Source organism: Prevotella pallens, assembly GCF_900454935.1.
Classification (GTDB): domain Bacteria; phylum Bacteroidota; class Bacteroidia; order Bacteroidales; family Bacteroidaceae; genus Prevotella; species Prevotella pallens.
Map to the genome: position 1 here is coordinate 2,031,923 of NZ_UGTP01000001.1, position 20,707 is coordinate 2,052,629.

The window sequence follows — 20,707 nt, forward strand, 5'->3', positions numbered from 1 at the left end:
TTCCTCCATTAAATCCACCTGCGTGGTCACTGCCATCTCGTTGTGGTAACCCTAATATTCGTCTAATTAAATTGTCAGTCCTGATGGCATTGGTATTATTATTTTCTTTGCATTCAATTCTGTCATAACTTACAATTGATAATGTTTATCAACTGTTTTACGTCGTTCTTTCCTGTTTATTGCTCACGGCTTTTAATACCCATATAAGGGTAATGATGAACACCCTTATAAGGGTATTACCCATTACCCTTATATGGGTGCTGGGGCATAACGTTTTTTATCAATACATAGGCAACTTTCCACTTTTTTTTATTATAGCATTAATCATATTTCTGAATTCTTCGTTTACTTCGTATATTTCATTCCGATAGTATATATAAAACATTCCTAAATAAAATGTATCCAAGATTTGTTCGTTCAAATAGAATATAATTTTTGCACGAACATTTATAGAAGGGCGTATTTCACTTGTTTTTTTAAGAGATTTTATGGTGTCGAAGAATTTGGAAATTTCCATATCTGACGCCACGATTACACTATCAAGCGAATGACTGACAAATCCCTTGTCAAAAAACTCTGGGGTAATACTAAAAATTGTTGTTAGGTCAGCTTGGGTGTAAACAATTTTGAGCTTGATATTACAAGCACTCAATGCATTAAAACCAAGTAACCATATACCAAAAACTATCAAACATTTAATACTATTTGTTATCTGTCTCATTATTGTCATTATTTGGATTTACATTTTAGATTTGGGTGCAGATATAACTATTTCATCCATTATAAATGGATTCTTTGGCATTTTTCCATCTTTTGCTTCTGTCGTAGTTGGCGATTTAGTTATATATGGGATGCCGTAGTGGTCTGTACGTGTAACCTCTCCTGCACTGATTTCATCAAGTGCTAAAGCTGTTTTCTGTTCAGATCCTGTTATAACTCTCATTTCCTCTTTATTATCATAATCGGGATCAAAAGTTTTAAAGTCTTGTGCATATTTATCAGGATTTTTGAGATATTGAAGTGTATGATCCGCTTCATGGTTTAATACAGCCGTAGGTGACATCTTTTTGTCAGAACTTGTAAGCACTCCCATATTAGGATCCCAATAAATAGTTTTTTTCGTCTCGCTGAAAGCAGAGGGTTCTCCAACTCTTTCTGTAATATAAATAATTGTAGAACTCTTATCTATCTGGGCTATGATGCCATCTGCGTTATGTTCATGTAAATACATAATAGCTGCACGAAATTTTTGTTTAAATGCCTCCGTTGTGCCTGATGCAAATAGAAGTTTTCTTCCATCTGGATCAATAAATCTTATCGGATTATTATTACAATAAGCATAAGGACTGACATTATAATACTTCTCCGCTAAAGGATCTACCACATGCCACCTACCCAAGGCTGCATCATAGTTGCGAGCACCATAGTCGTACCAATCTAAACCATTAATGCAGTCGAGTTCCTTACCATTATATTTGTAAGTCTGCGTGTCGCCACCCGTACTTTCACCCATAAGTCCACCAAAGGCATAGTAATGGTTCACCTGTTCCACCTCGCCATTAGTATTCACCACCATACGATTATTGCCCAAATGGTCTTGTAAGTAATAGTGGTAAACAGGCGTATCGTCAATCGAAGTGATGTAACCACCATCGAAATTCAAGCGTGTTGGAAATACAGATAAAGACTTTTCCATGAAATATTGTATGTTATCTGCGTATACATCAAAGCCTCGCCATTCTAAAAAAGCATTTTCAGGTAGAGTAGTTGAGCCCATAGGCACATATATATTGACAGGAGAAATTATGTGCCTTACGCTCAACTTTCTCCCCGCAGCATCATACCCATAGTGAGCTTGGTATCCGTGGCTATATTGTATCATTGACGGCAAATTTAGAGAATTATATTCAATTTTTGAAATTTTCTTGTTAAAATCTTGTGTCATGTTGCCATTGGCATCATAAACATACTCCGTTTCCGCATCAGCACCATCGACAAAATGAAAAGCACCATAATAAGTCACGGAGGAATCGGCAGTATCCGTAACCTTCATAAGTTGGTTATTATTGTAGACATACGAAAGATTGTCTATCAGTCCAAAGCCATTATCAGACTTCCCATATCGTTGGAGCGTTGTGATATTGCCCACCTTATCATAATCAATAAGCTCATCGTATTTGTTGTTCAAAACAATACCCTTGCCCTCACCATAGAGAGCTTTAGAAAGACGACCAATACCGTCATAAGAAAACTGATAGCCACGCTCCGCAGGTTCGCCCTCTACTTGCCACTTCATGGCACTGATGTTGCCACTGTAACAAGGAATGGAAGGAGTTACATCATCAATAGCCTCATTGTAAGTCAGCGTTTCTTTAAACTTGTTGCCAACGGCTTGCGTTAACCAGCCACGAACGTTATAGGCATAATTTGTTGTTTCCACTGGCGTTTTCCGCATTTGTAGTCGCCCAATTTCATCGTATTTGTTTTCGGCAATAACCACAGGGGCATTGTCATTCAGTTTGTGCTGAACAGTAAGCAGACGACCTGCATGGTCGTAATTATAACTATAAAGTTCAAAATTAACACTATAAAGATTACGATAAATTCCAATAGGTGTCGTAAATTTATTTTTCAGCAAATAGCTATGTGTTTTTAATGTATTTCTAACTTTTCCTGTAAAATCCAAATTGTGATATGCCACATCATAACCATTTAAATTATTTGTTGAGCGAGTTTGTATGACACGTCCCTTATCATCATAGAATAAGGTTGTAGTGTTAAAATAATTTCCATCATCTAACATATATGTACGCATACCCGTAAGGAGACCATTGGTATTAGCATATCGCTCACCATAACCAGCCTTGTTTACATAATTCAACAAATCATCTTTATAAAAATCATATTTGTCGTAATAATTCACGATAAGCGGAGAAATCGCTCCAAAAATGCCGTCATAGGTGTTCTCGGTATAGCCAGTGTTACTCGTACCACTGATATAATTTTCCACGACCAGTTTATCTTTTAATAATTCCTGATAGTTTTTTCCAGCATCATTCATCATGCCTGTATAAGCAATGCGCCCAAAAATATCATATTTAGTAACCAACCATTGTTTTTTGGCACGTTGATTACCGTCCTGACTGAGGACTAATCTATCAGCTCTATCATATACCATCTTGACAGGTTCGCACCCTGGTAGTTTCTTCAAAATACAATTACCATGACCATCATATTGATAATAGTAAGCATTATCATCAAGTAGCTGTTGTGAAACACGGAGAACATGTTCTTGACTTCCCAACAAATCAACCGCTACAGGGGGCAACACATAGCGCAGTCGTCCAAAGTCATCATAAACAAAATAGGTATCTTGCTTCTCATTTCCATTCATTACACGTTTCAAGACAACCTGACCTAACTTATCTTTGAATTCATAGGTTGTTCGGTTATCTTCGTCGGTTACCTTGGTAACATACAACTTTGAATTGGAATACAAACCATAGTTGATAAGGAAATAATCATTAAAAAGCACCCCAAAATCTGTACATGCCAAATCACCACTTGTTGTATTTAGCATATATTCTATCTTTACCGCACGATCCGCATTCTGCCAAGCCTGCCCCACACCGAATTGCTTCAAAACCCTATTGAGGGGTGATGATTCATACTGCGTTTCTGTGTAAGCCTTATTATCCTTATAAAATGTATTAGAAGCATCTTTTACCGATGATAATTCGCTAAAAATTCTAGAAACGTACATATTGAACATAAAAGGACTGGTTTCGCTCAAAGACAGCTCATCAAATAACTTTGAGTTCCAACTTTTTATAGGAACAGAAGACCATTTTCTATTCACTCTTCCCATATCATCGTACTCCTGATAGGTAACGATTTTTTGTTTACTTGGTGATGCTTTGTCAAATATTGTCTCCTTTGGACGTCCAAGTCCATCAAAATATTCTATTTTATCCATATACACCTTACTATCTTCGGTAAGCATAGTACGAGAAAAAATATAATTTTCGTTATCGATTGATATTTCCTTAATTAAAGAGTCATCTATTTTTGGCAATAATGGATTTTCAGAAATCAATGAAGAATCTTTTTCGACCAAATCCCTTTGGCTTTGAACAACCATTTGAGAAAGATTGAGCGAGGTACTTAATCCAGATTTGGCATTTATCTTTATATTGCAACAGCATATCAAAAGGAATGCGCCTGTTAAAAGTTTATGATAATCAATTTTCATAGTTATGAGAAGTTTCAATGCTTATAATGATATTGATATTGGTTCACGACTTTATCGTGCATGTCTTTTACCTCTACGAGACGCCCGAGCGTATCATATTTATAATAAGTAGTAACTCCATTAGGGGTTGTTTTACTTGCCATACCTACCAGCGGATTGTAACTATAATAGGTAATCTGAGTTTTTGGTAAAACATTAGTTTTTAGCATATTAGATAAAAGACCTTTAATATCAGCAAGAGAAGGGCAAATTCTTTTAGAAAATTCATCTACTCTTGCTTTACCACCTAATAATGCTTCGACTTGAGACAACGTAGCATTTCTTATTTCTGCTATTGGATAACAACCTGAATAACTCCATAGGTAACATATAGTCATACCATCTTTTCCTCGTATTTCTGATATGTTGCCGTTAGGACTATATTTTGTAAATTGAAATAGAGGAACTGTACCATAACGAGAATCTTTCGAAGTACCTGTAAAAGAAGAGAAATTTTCTACTGGAATTTGACTGCTTACATTCAACTGATAGGTTGCCGATGGAAGTATATTAGAGTTATTAAACTTCTCGTATGTTGTGAGCGTACCGCTTGTTACATAAGAATTTTTTAAAGTTAATTCTTCTATAGGATAATTGAGCATATTCTTGTTGACCATATCTGCGTAGACTGGGATTGAACCGTATGAAGAAGGATAAGTGTATGAAACTTTCTGTTTATTTCCATAATTGTCATCAACAGTCTTACTTGAAATTAGGTTGTTGCCATTATACTCGTATGTAGTGGTCGTGATGGAAGAATCACCTTTAGCGAAGATTTTACTAATCTCCTTAGAAGGAAGCATAGAATAAGTATATATCTTGTAAGCACAGCCTTCGTCATAAGAAATAGCATCAAAAGAAAATTCAGTACCTGGACATACGTTTCTATAAGCTGTTTCCATAGAGTTTACGTAAGATTTTCTTTCTGCTCCTTTGATATCTGTATCTTTTATATAAGCATAATCCTTCGAACTAACTAAACTTTTATTGGAATTATATGCCTCCTGACGGAGCAAAAGACCTCGCTCATGTTCTTTTGATGCATAATGCGTATAAGGGGTTCTACTGAACTGAATGATAGCATCGCAAGGAGCATCTAAATAACCATTATCAAAATTACTATAGATGTAGCGATTGAAAGATTTATCATTAAACTTTTCTATCACTTCTGTATAACCAATATGACTACCTGAATTGTTACAAGCTGGTAAGACAGAATTGGAAGAGAAAAATTTAATATTACGTTTTGCATCCATATCGTTAAAGGCTTTAACGATATAATTGGTAAAATAATATTGAAATTGTCCACCTAACACACCACTTGAGAAAGAAGAACTCTCTTTCTTCTGCAAATAATCTGAAGTGTAATAATATTCTCTTGACACAATCTCATCAGACGCATTTCCTGTAGCAGAATTTATAATCTGCTTTATTCTTGTACCTCCTGCATATTGGTTAGAAAATAAGGTCGGTTCACAGCCCTCCCATCTATTTAATTTTAACTGTTTACGATAATCATTAGGTTCGAAAACAAATCGTGTATATCCCCCCGTAGGGTATGTTATCTTTGACAAGACACCATAAGTGAGTAATTTAGGGCTTGGCTCCCTATATTTACTATATGCTTCTAAATAAGGACTCAATTCGGCATTTCTTCCATTATAGTACCCCCAATGATCTAACTCATTAGAGAGGTAAGGCGGTAGCTTCTCCATATCTGAATATTCAAAAGAATAACTTTTACTGCCAGAAACGCCAGCATTCTCTACAACAGATTGTAGTGATAGTCTTCTTTGAGGCATATCATCATAATTAAGATTTATATCTTTACATAAATTACCCTTTTTATTTTTAACATGAATTGAACTCAACTTATACCAAATCAACTTTTGGAGACATTCTGGATACCCCTCATCAAAATAATTCAATGGTGAATATTTGATACATAAAACTTGCAATATCGGCAAAAAACCTTCACCATGAGTATATTTCCTACCCCAAAAAAATTTTGATTCATATGCCTTAACAGGCCATTTTAACTCATTTGTAGAATCTCTTTTAAATTCTAAACTTCCTATGTCAAAACTAATATTATTCAAGTAAACAGGTGAAATTAGTTTACCATTATAACTATCCCTAAGACTTGGAGGTGAAAAACTACTGCATTCAGCATCATCACCATTTGAAAATGTATAAGATCCCAAATCTGCATAAATGGATATGTACATTTGAGAAACATAATCACCTCGTTCGTAAACAAAATTTATCGAATTTCCTTTAGGAGAAATGATTTTCGTTAAATACCAAGCATTAGCTACCCATTCATCATAATATTGGTCAAAAAAACCCATTGAGTATTCTATAGCATTAGGCGATTCTCCGAAAACATACTGTGTACCATCATCACTAATCAATGTAAAACCAGAGAAAACACAAGGGTTCTCATAAAATTCTCTATTAGTACCTCTCTTACTTAAGGGAACATCTACAAAATTATCATTAAAGATAACCTTAAATTTTGTTCTACTTTCAACCTCCCATTTACCATTCTCACTCATATAGAAATGACCTGAAAAACCGAGAAAATTGAAGGAGAATATATCTGGCTGCGTATCCGCTAATGAACCTTCACCTTGAGCTATATTACGCAAATAAGGTAATTTATTCCAGTCTGAGTTAGAAAGTAAATTATGATTGAAGTAGTAACCTATATTCGCTAAACGAGGGCGTTGTGTATTTGAATATTCATCAGGAAGATCCTGAACCGAGCGATAAATGGCACCACCTGCATTGAGATTCCAACCTAATCCTATCCAACCAGGATGTTGATCTGGGCGAACACTGGACGAATGATAAGATAACGTAATAGGAATCTTTTTGTCCTCTAAAGGAATTTCATAAAGAGGAATTTCAATAGACGGAGTTCCTGTAAAATACGAAACTGGAAAATCACCATATAGTCCTAAACTTGCTATATTGGGACTTTGTATATTCGTAACTTGGTATCTTGTAGATGCAGGAATGTTACCATTAGATTTGGGCTGAGCATACAAATTGAAAGCTAAAACAAGGCTAATAGCTAAAACTATAATTTTCTTCATGGTTCTATTTTTTTATAATTTTTTCGCTATAAATATTTTCATTCATTCGTACCCGCAATATATATACTCCATTTGCATATTGGCTCATATCAATTTGATGCTCATGTGCTCCACCCCGTATCTTTTCAGGGTTAGTCTTGTAAACGAGCATTCCTGAGAGGGTATATAATTCATAACAAATCACAGCTTCTCTGGAGAGATAATATTCAAATTCCAAAGTTGTATGCACAGGATTAGGATAAAAATTATATAGAAAAGCTAAATCGTCCAAAATTGGATTCTTTGAATCCTTATTTCCATTTTCGTCATTGTTAGATACTTCGCTTCGTAATCGCTCCTGTATTTTTTTATTCTCTTCATCGTTATCTAAATATTCATGGTCGGTTGGAGGGTAGTAAAATGCCGTTGAAAAATATGGCAACTTACCATTATCGCGCAAATTACCAGTGGTAACTGTTTCAAAAATAGGATAACGATAACCTGCTGCATACCATTTATAGGTATCAACCATCAGAGTAACACTATCATTGGCTAAACATTGCTGAATAGCTTTTATAAGAAGATTATCCATGACAGAGCTGTCACTACACAAAGTATCACTTTCTGATATGAACTTAGTTTTTTCAGAAATGAGTTTGAGCGTATGAACTCGTATCACATGACAAAGCGTGTCCCCTGTTGGAAGTATCAACATTCCATAGGAGTCGGCGACCGATTTAGAAGAGCCACATGACCTCATGTCAAATTTACCGCAATACTTTCCTGTACCATAATAATAGCTACCGATACTATCTCCATAGGTAACGGGAAAACGCAGTAGCAGTTCGGGGTGAAAGAAATTCATTACTGTTGTTTGGTTCTCATAGCCTGCTAACAACAAAGAATCGCCATGAAAATGGTAATAGTAGTTCGTCTGATGTTCCGTTCCGACGATGGAGTCTGCAGTAATCCCTTGAGAGCGATAACGAATATTATATTTTTTGTTTATCGCATTTAGTTCTCCAAAGTTCCAAAACACGTTTTTCCCACTCTTACCAGGATTTTTATATTCCACCTGCTGTTTGAAAATAGCATCATTAGGACGAGGAATGTTAGTAGACTTTTTTAGCTGCTCTTGGGCATTCAACTGGGATAGGATTCCCATTAACACGATTAAGCAAATACAGATTCTTTTCATAATAATATAATTAGATAATGAGTTTAAAATAAGATATTTACTAATATTTTCTATTTGAATCACCACGATGATTCAAGTAGGAAATAGGTATAAATTTATTTTTCAAGTGCATAAAATCCTTTTTAAAGTTAATTATTTTGCAGCCTATGATGACTCTTTAGAGAGAGTTGATATTCCTAATACTATAAAAAAAGTCGGAACTTGTGCTTTTGATTCAAATCGCATGCTTAAAGACATTAAACTACCAAATGGTTTGACATACATAGGACAAAATGCCTTTTATAAATGTGCATTTGACTCAATTGTTTTTCCAGTCTCACTTGAGTATTTAGGTGGGGGAAGTGGTGCATATTGGGAACACATAAAGAAGATATATTCTCTTGCCCCCACCCCCCCTTATTGTGCAGAGGACTTAATAAACCGAGGAAAGGGACCATTTCACGGATATACGCCGAACGATATTCCTCTCTACGTTCCCATCGGTTCAGGCGAAAAGTATCGTGAGGCTTTCGGTTGGAACTACTTCACGAACATCATTGAAACAGATAAGTTCCCAACTGGAATAGTTTTGCCCAAGATGGGTAATAACGAACTATGTAAAGTATATGGGAAAGACAACGAACTCGTAATAGAAATTCCTAATTTGCTTTCATCGCCTATTCATTATTCCATTTATAGTATAGAGGGAACCATGATAGAGCAAGGCAACCTCAAAAAGTCTTATACATTAAAGCCTGCAAAGGGAGTTTACATTGTACGTGTTGGAAATACTACACATAAAATATTTATGTAAGTGTACAATCATAAGAAGTAGGAATTAAGTTGGTTTTTCCTGTCTGCTTAAAAAGCTCTTTTGAGGAATAGAAGGAGTTTACTTTTAGTGATATGAAACCAATTTTACTTTTAGTGGTAGTCTGGAAATTATATTTACTGCTTCTAAACTTTTACCGGACAGCAATAGTAAAAAAGTAAGAAAAAGGGCTGAAATCCAAGGATTTCAGCCCTTAATTTTTTTATGTGCAAAAGATGTCTTCCTGTCTGTCAAATATCCATTATGGCGAGAATTGCAATATTTGCTGAAAAAATAAAATTATGATTTCAGAACTTCGCCTTAATTATGTTGCTTAGGCATTAATATCTTCTTATATTCTTGCGGATTTTCGAGCAACTTTACAGCTTCTTTCCATTGTTTGTCGAATTGCAAACTATTGGCAATTGCTCCACGCTGATAATAGTAAGCAGCAACAAGGTCGGCTGTAAGCACTTGCTTTATGGTTTGCTTGTGATGGTCAAGTTCTTTTGCTAAGTTATGTTGCAACTTCTTTTCTAACGCAGCAAATTCAGACTTCGCATCATCATAATAGCCTTCAAACTTTGCTATATCAATAAGATTCTTTATAACCTTCTCGCTTTGTCGGTCGTATTTAAAGCCACTCTTTATCACAGCAGATTTGAAATTTTCGTAGTCGGCATCAGAAATAATAAAGCTTTTTGGATCGCCAATGGTCGGGTGTTGTTTAATATAATTGAGTACCCAATTAGTCATAACCTCTGTAGAGTCCATTCCAGAATTAGCAAGATAAAATGCTATATTTGGAAGAGAGTCGGGAAGGACTTTCACATCAGGATTAATACCACCACCATCACGTACAATTCTACCATTTGCCGTATGAAACACTTTAGTTAACGAATCGGGTACATGTTCTAAATATCCACCTCGACTGTGTTTATAGTTTATGGCTTGAATACACCGTCCACTCGGAATGTAATATTTACTTGTTGTTAGCTTCAAATTCCCATTATATGGAAGTTCCATTGGGGCTTGCACTAATCCTTTTCCATAAGTACGAGTACCTAAGATTACTGCACGGTCTAAATCTTGCAAACTACCACTTGTTATTTCGCTTGCACTCGCTGTTTCGTCGTTTACTAACACAACAATTGGTATAAGTGTATCAATTGGTTCAACCGTTGTTTTGTATTCGCGGTTAGCACGTTCCAACTTTCCCTTTGTATTAACCAACACAAGTCCTTTAGGTACAAACATATTTACTATATTTATAGCTTCTTGCAGACTTCCTCCACCATTATTACGCAAGTCTAGAACTAACGATTTCATTCCATCTTTCTTCATTTCTAAGAAAGCTTTACGCACATCTTTCGAACAATCTACCGTGAACGAGTTTAAGTCTAAATACCCTATACCATTTTGCTGCAAACCATAATAAGGAACTGCAGGCATTTGAATAGCCTTTCGAGTAAGCTTAAACTTCATTGTTTTACCAGTTGATGGGCGTTTTATCTTTAATAAAAAGGTAGAACCTGCATCGCCACGTAGGTGGTCGCTAACATAACTTGTAGATTTTTTATACATCGAAGAGTCGTTCACAGACAATATTATATCGCCTTTCTTCAAGCCAGCCTCTGCTGCAGGCATATTCTCATACGGTTCATCTATTATAACATTATTCAATTTCAAATCGTATCGAATTAGTGCGCCAATACCTGCATATTTACCAGATATCATCATATCCAGTTCTTTTACCTTATCTTCTGGATAATAAACAGTATAAGGGTCGAGCGAACTCAACATAGCATTAATACCATTGCCTATAACTTCATCGGCATTTAGCGTATCTACATACATCAAATCAAGATATTTATAGATAGCAGAGAATGTCTCTAAATTCTTAGCAACTTTAAAATTATGGTCTTTGTTAGACGTACCTTGTGCAAAAACATTAGCTTGCGATAGGAAGGTAAACACACACAAGCAAAGCAATAATCTCTTTATCATTCTTTTGTATATACAAACGAGTTAATGTTTAAGAATCAGTGCAAAATTACACTATTATATTGAAATACTATAAGAAGTAGAACTAAAAATAACAAATACAGTGGCATTACGCTCATTTCTTAAATATCATCTTTTGGGGTAATTTCACCCATTTATTGTTCACAACTATCTCTATTGTACTTCCTTTTATCTGTTTAAAAGTATAGGTTCCATCGCCATTATATGTTAATGATGCTTCGAGGTCTTCGCTACCATAGTCGTTAATAATAGTGAGTTTGGCAGTATTACCACTAATTGAATAATCTACAATAATCCACTTCCGAGTGTCGCGCTTGGCACCAAGATAGCCGGGAACCTTGCCAAACACTTCCTGATTGGGTATTAATATGCTTGGTTTATAGAGGTCGATGTCGAGCCAAACTTGATATTCTTTATTCTCTATATGAGTTTTAAAGATAATAGTATCTGCAGGAGTTTCCTGTACACTCGCTGATTGTTCACCAATAGGAGTAATTGCTGCCGCCATAGTTACAAGCGAGCTAAGCGAGAACACTATTAACAATATATATAATTTTATTTTCATAACATTTGCAAAGATAATTCTTTTTCTTCTTTATTGTAGCAATAAGTCCGTTTCTTTTTTAAAGTTTAAATATTCCGTATAGAAACAACGTGATTTATATCATAATTTAAAGATTAAAACGCCTAAAATAATTCGTTCTACTCTTTGTGGTTCATTTTTTTATCGTACCTTTGCATTTATTGATAAGATAAAAAAAGATGTTCTTGGATTTCATTTTTGAAGCGAGTTGGGAAGTATGTAATAAGGTCGGAGGCATCTACACTGTACTTTCCACACGCGCAAAGACATTACAAGAGATAATGCAAGACCGCATTATCTTTATTGGTCCTGATTGTTTCAACGGAGAAGAAAACCCATACTTTATTGAAGACAAAGCACTTTTCAGCAACTGGTTGGCTGTTGCAAAGCAAGAAGGATTAAGTTTAAAAGTTGGTAGATGGAATATTCCTGGTTCTCCAATAGCTTTCCTTATTGATTTTAAGGATTACTACGCTACTAAGAATAACTTCTATGGTGAACTTTGGGAACGTTACAGTGTAGACAGTTTACATGCTTACGGCGATTATGACGATTCTGCTATGTTTTCTTATGCTACAGCAAAAGTTGTTGAAAGTTACTTTAGGTTCTATTTAAGCAACTGCAACAATGTTATATTCCATGCTAACGAATGGCAAACTGGCTTTGCTGCATTGGCATTGCAACACGATGTACCAGAAATTGCAACTATCTTTACTACGCATGCAACTGGGATTGGACGTAGTATAGCTGGAAACAACAAACCACTATATAGCCATTTGCAAGCATATAATGGCGACCAAATGGCAGACGAACTCAATATGCAGAGCAAGCATTCTATTGAGAAGAAAACTGCACATTATGTAGATTGTTTCACCACTGTGAGCGATATTACAGCAATGGAATGTAAAGAACTCTTAGACAGACCTGTTGATGTAGTGTTACCAAACGGATTTGAAGACGACTTTGTTCCCAAAGCTACTTTATTTACCAAAAAACGTAATGCTGCACGCAAACGATTGTTGCATATTGCTGAAACTCTTACAGGTTCTAAACTCAACGACAATGCTCTTATAGTGTCTACAAGCGGACGTTACGAATTTAGAAATAAAGGTATCGATGTCTTTATTGAGGCTATAAATAAATTAAGGTACGATGAGGAACTAAAGCGCGAAATTGTTGCTTTTATAGAAGTTCCAGGTTGGGTTGCTCGTCCACGTACCGATTTACAGGAACGTTTAGCAACAAACAAAATATATGATACAGCATTGTTCCTTCCACTTATTACGCACGAACTACATAATATGGATTCTGATGCTGTATTGAATATGGCACGTCATTTAGGTATAATGAATGCTCCAACCGATAAGGTGAAACTAATATTTATACCTTGTTATTTAAACGGGAACGATGGAATAGTAAATATGTCGTATTATGACGTAATATTAGGTAACGACATCTGTATTTACCCCTCATACTACGAACCATGGGGCTATACACCATTAGAATCAATTGCTTTCAAAGTTCCTTGTATCACAACCGATCTTGCTGGATTTGGCTTATGGGCTAACCATCTGAAGAACCGATATTGCGAAATAACAGATGGTGTGAAAGTAATACACAGAACTGACGATAATTATTTTGAAGTAGCAGACAGCATTAAACAAACCATTAAAGAATATGCTGCAATGGATAAGAAAACAGCTGATAAATGTAGAACTAACGCACAAAAACTTTCTAAGAAAGCATTGTGGTGCGAGTTCATACAAGCTTACAAAACTGCTTACGACATTGCTTTAAAGAATAGAGACATAAGATTAAGAAAAGAAATGTAACAACAAAATATATCCCGATATAGCGATAGACGGATTTAGATTGTAGGGATAAAGAATATATATAAATAACATAATAAATGAAATTATGAAAATTAAGTCTGATTATTCAAATGAGCCTCAATGGAGAGAGGTGAACATTAAGTCAAGTCTTCCTAAAGAATTGACTTGTTTAGATGAGATTGCACACAACCTCTGGTATGGTTGGACTCATGAGGCGCGTAGCCTTTTTACCCATCTGGACGAAGAACTTTACGAAAAAGTAGGACATAATCCTGTATTGTTGCTCGAACAATTGAGCTACGATCGTAAAGAGGCTATTGTAAAAGACAAAGAACTGATGAAACGCGTGAAGAACGTTTATAAGATGTTTAAAGACTATATGAACGTTAAACCTAACACAAAACGCCCATCAGTAGCTTACTTCTGTATGGAGTTCGGCCTCAATCAGGTATTAAAAATCTATTCTGGTGGTTTGGGAATGCTCGCTGGAGATTATCTCAAAGAAGCATCAGACTCTAATGTAGACCTCTGTGCTGTTGGTTTCCTATATCGTTACGGTTATTTCCGCCAGAGTCTTTCTATGGACGGACAACAAATAGCAAAATACGATGCACAAACTTTTAATTCTCTTCCTATAGAACGTGTTCTTAACGCCGATGGAAGTCAAATGGTTGTTGATGTTCCTTACACCAATTATATGGTTCATGCTTTGGTATGGCAAGTAAACGTTGGACGTATTAAACTTTACTTACTTGATACCGACAACGATATGAATTCAGAATTCGACAAGTCTATTACCCATGCTTTGTATGGTGGTGATTGGGAGAACCGCATTAAACAAGAAATTTTGTTGGGTATTGGTGGTATTCTTACATTGAAAAAACTCGGCATACAAAAAGATATATATCATTGTAACGAAGGACACGCAGCTCTTTGCAATTTGCAACGTCTGTGCGACTATGTTGAACAAGGATTAACATTTAATCAAGCAATGGAGCTTGTTCGTGCTTCTTCTCTTTATACTGTTCATACACCTGTTCCAGCAGGACACGACTATTTCGACGAAGCTCTTTTCAGCAAATATATGTCTGGTTTTCCAGAAAAATTAGGTATTAGCTGGGACGAATTTATTGGTATGGGACGTACTAATCCAGACGACCACAACGAACGTTTCTGTATGAGTACCTTTGCATGCAACACTTCACAGGAAATTAATGGTGTATCTCGCCTTCATGGTTGGGTAAGTCAAAAAATGTTTGCACCATTATGGAAAGGTTATTTCCCAGAAGAAAATAGTGTTGGCTATGTTACAAATGGTGTTCACCTACCAACATGGACTGCAACTGAGTGGCGTAAAGTATATGCTGCAAACTTTGACGACAGTTTTATGTCAGACCAAAGTAACGAAAAAATTTGGCACGCTATATATAATGTTCCCGATGAAGAAATATGGAACACACGTATGGCTTTAAAGAATAAACTTATAAAGTATATTCGCGATAAATTCACACAACAATGGCTTCGCAATCAGGGAGACCCTGCTAAAGTTGTGTCTATTCTCGAAAAGATTAACCCTAACGCATTGATGATTGGCTTCTGTCGTCGCTTTGCTACATATAAACGTGCACATCTTCTATTTACCGATTTAACACGTTTAGAAAAGATTGTGAACAATCCTGAACGTCCTGTTCTCTTCTTCTTCTCTGGTAAAGCGCACCCAGCTGACGGTGCTGGTCAGGGATTAATTAAGCGTATATTCGAAATTTCACAAATGCCGCAGTTCCTTGGTAAGATTATTTTCCTTGAAGACTACGATATGGAATTGGCACGTCGCCTTGTTTCTGGTGTAGATATTTGGATGAATACTCCTACACGTCCATTAGAAGCAAGTGGTACTTCGGGTGAAAAAGCTGAAATGAACGGTGTTGTAAACTTATCTGTGCTTGATGGCTGGTGGGTTGAAGGCTATCGTAAGGGTGCTGGTTGGGCTCTTCCTGAAAAACGTACTTATCAAAACCAAGAGTATCAGGATAAACTCGATGCAGCAACTATTTACAGTTTGTTAGAGAACGAAATTACTCCTTTATTCTTCAATAAAACAAAGGGTAAAACATATTCTGCCGATTGGGTTAAGGTAGTTAAAAATTCTATAGCTACTATTGCTCCACATTACACAATGAAACGTCAGTTAGACGATTATTATACTAAATTCTATAATAAGCAGGCTGAACGTTCGGCTAACTTACATGCAAACAACAACCGTTTAGCGAAAGAAATTGCATTGTGGAAAGAAACTGTAGCAGAACGTTGGGATAGTATCAACGTTGTATCGCACAATTTCGATTCGCTTTTCAATGCTGTTACTGGAAAAACAACTACTCTTACCTTCACTATAGACGAACAAGGTTTGCAAGATGCAATTGGTTTGGAACTCGTAATACTTAACAACACTCCTATTGATGATGTTAATATTCACAAAGTTCTACCATTTAAGCTCGTAAAGACCGAAGGTAATCTCTATACTTTCCAGTTAGATTTTGATGCTTCTGACGCTGGTGCATTCAAATGTGCTGTTCGTATGTATCCAAAGAATAGTTTATTACCACACCGTCAAGATTTTGCGTATGTTAAGTGGCTCAACTAAACCACTAACAATTTAGATAAAATTCCCCTCTCGATTCCATTTTCGGGAGGGGATTTTTATTTCCCTTTTTCACAGAATATTCTTCTCCCACTAATTTATAATTAAAATGCAGATAATTTTTAATTAAAATGCAGATAATTTATAATTAAAAATCCGTGAATTCAACAAGCAAGTGCAAATTTACTTAATTTGTTCGTGATTGCAGTTCTATGTTGAACTTGCGAGTGTTTCTTTCCTTTACAGATTCTTCCATCTGAAATTTCCTTTATCTGCTACAAATACAAAAAATTATCCCTTTGGAAATCAGGTATAGAGACCTCTGCAAAACCTCATATAGATGTAGATGGCAAAATCATAAATATAACTCATTGATTATCAATAGTAGCTTTTGGGTGTAAAAAGACTTTTGCAGAGGTCTCGTAATATCAAATAAAGTAACTATACTCGCACTTGTGCACTTTTATTTGACAACATACAGTCTATTATATTCTATTTCCTACGAATTTATTATTTTAATGAAATTAGAGAGTATTCCTATTGGTAGTTATTCTATTTTTCGATAATTTTACCGTCATCCCTAATTATATAAGTTTTAACTTTCTGAGAAGAATCTATAAATGTAGTTTTAACCTTAATAGAAAAGTTTTTGTCAATTCTAAAGGATGTAATCTCCTTAGACTCATCACTGTCTGGTTCAAACCAAATTCCTTCAACATAGAGGTTTGATATGATGGTATTATTCTTGATAGATAGTAAATAAAATCGATAGTCAAAATCTCCACAATCCATTGGAACCAAAATCAAATATATATCGCCTTTATTGGGCAACGGTAGGTATCTGAGTTTGTTCCCTGTATCACAAAGAAATTCAGAAACACCTTTCAGGTACTTACTTTCTATCAAATTGTATTTTACTGTCTTTATGTCAATACGCTTATCGTATGGCAATGTTTCGTTACTCTTCGCCAAGAGACTCTTATTCGTAATTGCTCTAAGGGATTTATTGTGCATATCCTCCGTATTGGAATAAAATCCACTTTGGGGATTCTTATAATGTAAGACAAATTCTTTTTTATATATCAAGAACAGATCTTTCCCATTACAAGGTATTGTTTGCCATAAAGTATAATCCTCCCAATCAAAAGCACCATTCTCTTCATCCAAATATCTTTCTATTTGTAAATATGGTATTGAATCTTTAATATTTAATGAAAACTCTTTATTGGCTTTAATGAAATAGTTATGTAAATCTTTTATGTAATATCGGGTATCATACATAAAATAGGATTTGGGTAGCTCTTTATGTTGGCTAAAAAGAATCTTTTGTTTTCCATTAATAATAAGCGTGTCCTTGTTTGTCTCTACTTTTGGAGGAACTGAGAGTCTCGTTAATAAGGAGGAAGCTGCTTGTGAGTCTGAATTATATATATTATCTAATGATATAAATTGCCAGTTAATACGTTCTCCTACACAAGAAGACTTCACTTCTTGTTCTGAATAAATTTCTCTTTGCCCAGATACATACACTTTCTTTGAAGGCGCTTTACACGCACATAGAGCTGATAAAAGTAAAATAATAACACACCTCATATCTAATTGTTTATGTAGTTGCTGTTGTTAAAGATGTCAACTTCTTTAAGTCTTCTGTTTCTTAAACCTTTTTCTGATGCCGTTCCTCTATTGATGATGTCCTTGAACTCCTCTGCTGCTGCTTGGTATTCTTTGTTCTCCAAGTGTGTGAACAACTTGGGTGCTTTAAGATCTACTCCTGCATTATACAACAAGCTAACCAAGACATCAAATTCACATTGGAATAAAGGGACTTTCACTCGCCTTCTTAACCCCTCTTCTGTTACACTAAGGTCAGATATGAATAAATCGTTTGCCTCTTGCTTAGTTATACCATTTCTATATTCCTTTGGCATAGAATTGTTTTTAACAAGTTTTTCAACACTTCTCGAACTAATAAGATGCGTGAATCCAACAAGCAAGTGCAAAGTTAGTTAATCTTTGGGAGACAGAGGTCTCCCTTTTTTATTTTTATGCATTGCTTGTTGATTTTCTACTTATGGGAGCTGCTCGCCCCCAACCCCCTCGGTGTTTTCTGGTATAGATTATTAAGCTAAACCTACACTTGGGATTGCAGTTCTATGTTGAACTTGCGCTCTAATAATTATCCAAAAACTATAAAACAGTAATAGCTTGTTATTTAAATAATTGTATTATTTCTTCTCTTCTTTTATTTTTCATTTATTCAATACCCTAATAGCCTTTTTAGCTTAAGTTAAACCGAAGCAACATAAAACAATTTGCTTTGAATGTTTTTGGGGGTAGACTATATAAAACGTAAAAAAAACTTGCTACATATAAAAATTATTTATAATATTGCAACAAAATAAGAACATCAAAACAATAGAATAACAATACATGGGGCGGAGAACACTATTTGTAGTCTACTTATTGATAGCAATATTTATAAGTGCACAAAACTTATTGGCGAATACAAAAAAGCAAGATAATTGCTTGAATGAGAAATACAATACAACCAACAAAAAAAGTGCACCTACTACCAAGAAGTATACTGCTAACAACTTAATAACAAATTTAAAAACACACTCTAATAGCAAATTGCTTAAAGAGGCATTGGCATATATTAGCCAAAAAAACAATATAGATAGTGCCTTAATTTGCTATAGCATTGTGTACAAAAGATATGCTGATGCAAAAGAAACTATAAACGACACAACATTAACAAAAACGCTCAGCGGTTTATGGTATATTTACTTCTTTCATTACTACGATTATATAAAGGCAAACGAAATTCTAAAAGAAAGTTTAAATGTATGCAAAGAACGTAATCTGAACAGTTCGTGGGTTTACTTAGATTTTGGTTTTATGTATCAAATGATTGCTGAACAAAGTTCAGAAAAATCGCTCTACAATAAAGCTCTTAGTCATTATAAAGTAGCATACTACGGGGCACGCCGACATAACGATTGGGCGGTAATGTTAGATGCTTTTGGAAACATAGTTATGGTTTCTGCCGAACTACACAAACTATATGCTATGCAAAACGAAATGGCTTTGCTGAAACAAATTCCTAAAAATTTCAATATTGCAGAATATAATTACAATACTCTACTCTATTCTGGAATGGTTGCATTAGATAAAAAAGATGCACCAACAGCCATAAAATGTTTTAACAAACAATTGTTGCTGTTTAAACAGCTTTCTCACGAATATGCACGTTACATACATTTGGCACACATAAACCTTGCAAAAGCATATAGTCTACAAAAAAACTACAAAACTGCTCTGCAAGAATTGAAAAAAGGAGAATATATTAGCATTCAGTACGAAACAAAAGATACTAAACTGGAGGCATACAAACTGTTGTATAAAACATTTGCTAAAATTGGCGACAGTAAACAATCGGCAATTTATCTGAACAAATATATTCTGCTAAAAGACTCGTTATTGAACTATAGGCTTATTGCAAGTGTAAACGAAATGGAGTTTGAAAACAAAATGAAAGATGTAACCTTTCATCTTAAACAATTGGAACACGAAAAAGAAATGCAACGAATGGTTATTTGCCTATTTATGATTATAGGTTGCACCATAGTTGTTTCGCTTTTTGCAGTTGCATCGAAAAATAAAAAATTAAATCAATCTAATAAAGCATTATTCCAAAAAAATATAGAGCTTTTCCAATCGGAAGAAAAAGAACGAATGCGTAGAAAAGCTTTAGAAGAACATTTTGCAGAAGAGAAAGTAGAAAGAAAATATAAATCGAGCACGCTAAGCGAAGAACGCAAAGAAGAGCTACTACAAAAAATTCTTTCGCTAATGGATAACGATGAATGTATATTTAGCTGCGACTTTTCTGCCAATCAACTAGCAAACCAAGTTGGAGTAAACTACAAATACATATCGCAAGTAATTAACGAACTTATGCAATGTAGTTTCTCAAACCTTCTTAATAAGTACAGAATTAAAGAAGCTTGCAAACGAATAGAAGATAAAGAACACTACAGTGGCTATACATTAGAGGCTATTGGCAACAGTGTTGGCTTTAAATCGCGCTCATCGTTTATTGCAGCTTTCAAACAAATAACAGGACTTACACCGCTCGATTTCCAAAGAAATGCTAATGCTAAATAGCATTTTAAGTTTCTAATTTGTCTGAATTCACGAATTTAAACAATCAAACGTGCCCGATTAGTACACTTTTCTGGTAAGAACTACTATCTTTGCGAACAAC

At 35.1% G+C, this 20,707-nt stretch carries 11 protein-coding genes and 1 pseudogene; 4 read left to right on the plus strand and 8 right to left on the minus strand.

What is annotated here, in order from left to right:
- Window positions 1-280: 280 nt before the first annotated feature.
- The 4 genes from DX009_RS08500 to DX009_RS08515 are packed head-to-tail and all read right to left on the minus strand — an operon-like array spanning window position 281 to window position 8,569.
- Window positions 281-721: a hypothetical protein gene (locus tag DX009_RS08500; protein ID WP_112316999.1), complete on the minus strand. Its 441-nt coding sequence runs from the start codon at window positions 719-721 to the stop codon at window positions 281-283.
- 18 nt (window positions 722-739) lie between these two features.
- On the minus strand, window positions 740-4,252 hold the full coding sequence (locus DX009_RS13455) for a DUF6443 domain-containing protein (protein ID WP_220182388.1): 3,513 nt from the start codon (window positions 4,250-4,252) through the stop codon (window positions 740-742).
- Window positions 4,253-4,266: 14 nt separating this feature from the next.
- The gene (locus DX009_RS08510; protein ID WP_115083688.1) at window positions 4,267-7,392 is read right to left on the minus strand and encodes an RHS repeat protein; all 3,126 of its coding nucleotides are present in this window, start codon (window positions 7,390-7,392) and stop codon (window positions 4,267-4,269) included.
- Between the two features lie 4 nt (window positions 7,393-7,396).
- Window positions 7,397-8,569, minus strand: a complete 1,173-nt coding sequence (locus DX009_RS08515; protein WP_147278673.1) for a T9SS type A sorting domain-containing protein — start codon at window positions 8,567-8,569, stop codon at window positions 7,397-7,399.
- Between the two features lie 136 nt (window positions 8,570-8,705).
- Between DX009_RS08515 and DX009_RS08520 the strand changes: the two are divergent.
- Window positions 8,706-9,362: pseudogene (locus DX009_RS08520) on the plus strand (leucine-rich repeat domain-containing protein); the annotation flags it as partial.
- Between the two features lie 318 nt (window positions 9,363-9,680).
- Here the strand turns inward: DX009_RS08520 and DX009_RS08525 are convergent.
- Window positions 9,681-11,366, minus strand: coding sequence for a S41 family peptidase (locus tag DX009_RS08525; RefSeq protein ID WP_181792327.1), 1,686 nt, complete (start codon window positions 11,364-11,366; stop codon window positions 9,681-9,683).
- A gap of 112 nt (window positions 11,367-11,478) precedes the next feature.
- Complete coding sequence (locus DX009_RS08530) at window positions 11,479-11,892, minus strand: hypothetical protein (RefSeq protein WP_311148229.1); 414 nt, start codon at window positions 11,890-11,892, stop codon at window positions 11,479-11,481.
- A 254-nt stretch (window positions 11,893-12,146) separates the two neighbouring features.
- Here DX009_RS08530 and DX009_RS08535 point away from each other — a divergent pair, with 254 nt between their 5' ends.
- Together DX009_RS08535 and glgP are read left to right on the plus strand one after the other, a co-directional pair.
- Entirely contained in the window at window positions 12,147-13,799 is a 1,653-nt protein-coding gene (locus tag DX009_RS08535) for a glycogen/starch synthase (protein ID WP_115083693.1), read from the plus strand.
- A gap of 85 nt (window positions 13,800-13,884) precedes the next feature.
- The gene (gene glgP, locus DX009_RS08540; protein ID WP_115083694.1) at window positions 13,885-16,443 is read left to right on the plus strand and encodes an alpha-glucan family phosphorylase; all 2,559 of its coding nucleotides are present in this window, start codon (window positions 13,885-13,887) and stop codon (window positions 16,441-16,443) included.
- 549 nt (window positions 16,444-16,992) lie between these two features.
- On the opposite strand, the gene DX009_RS08545 is transcribed toward glgP, so the two are convergent.
- Both DX009_RS08545 and DX009_RS08550 read right to left on the minus strand, forming a co-directional pair.
- The gene (locus DX009_RS08545) at window positions 16,993-18,033 is read right to left on the minus strand and encodes a hypothetical protein (RefSeq protein WP_115083695.1); all 1,041 of its coding nucleotides are present in this window, start codon (window positions 18,031-18,033) and stop codon (window positions 16,993-16,995) included.
- Window positions 18,034-18,035: 2 nt separating this feature from the next.
- A complete protein-coding gene (locus DX009_RS08550; protein WP_410525570.1) occupies window positions 18,036-18,440 on the minus strand; it encodes a lysozyme in 405 nt (134 codons plus the stop codon).
- 496 nt (window positions 18,441-18,936) lie between these two features.
- Here DX009_RS08550 and DX009_RS08555 point away from each other — a divergent pair, with 496 nt between their 5' ends.
- Window positions 18,937-20,607 (plus strand): helix-turn-helix domain-containing protein, encoded by a 1,671-nt coding sequence (locus DX009_RS08555; protein WP_245944616.1) that lies wholly within the window; start codon window positions 18,937-18,939, stop codon window positions 20,605-20,607.
- Window positions 20,608-20,707 lie beyond the last annotated feature (100 nt).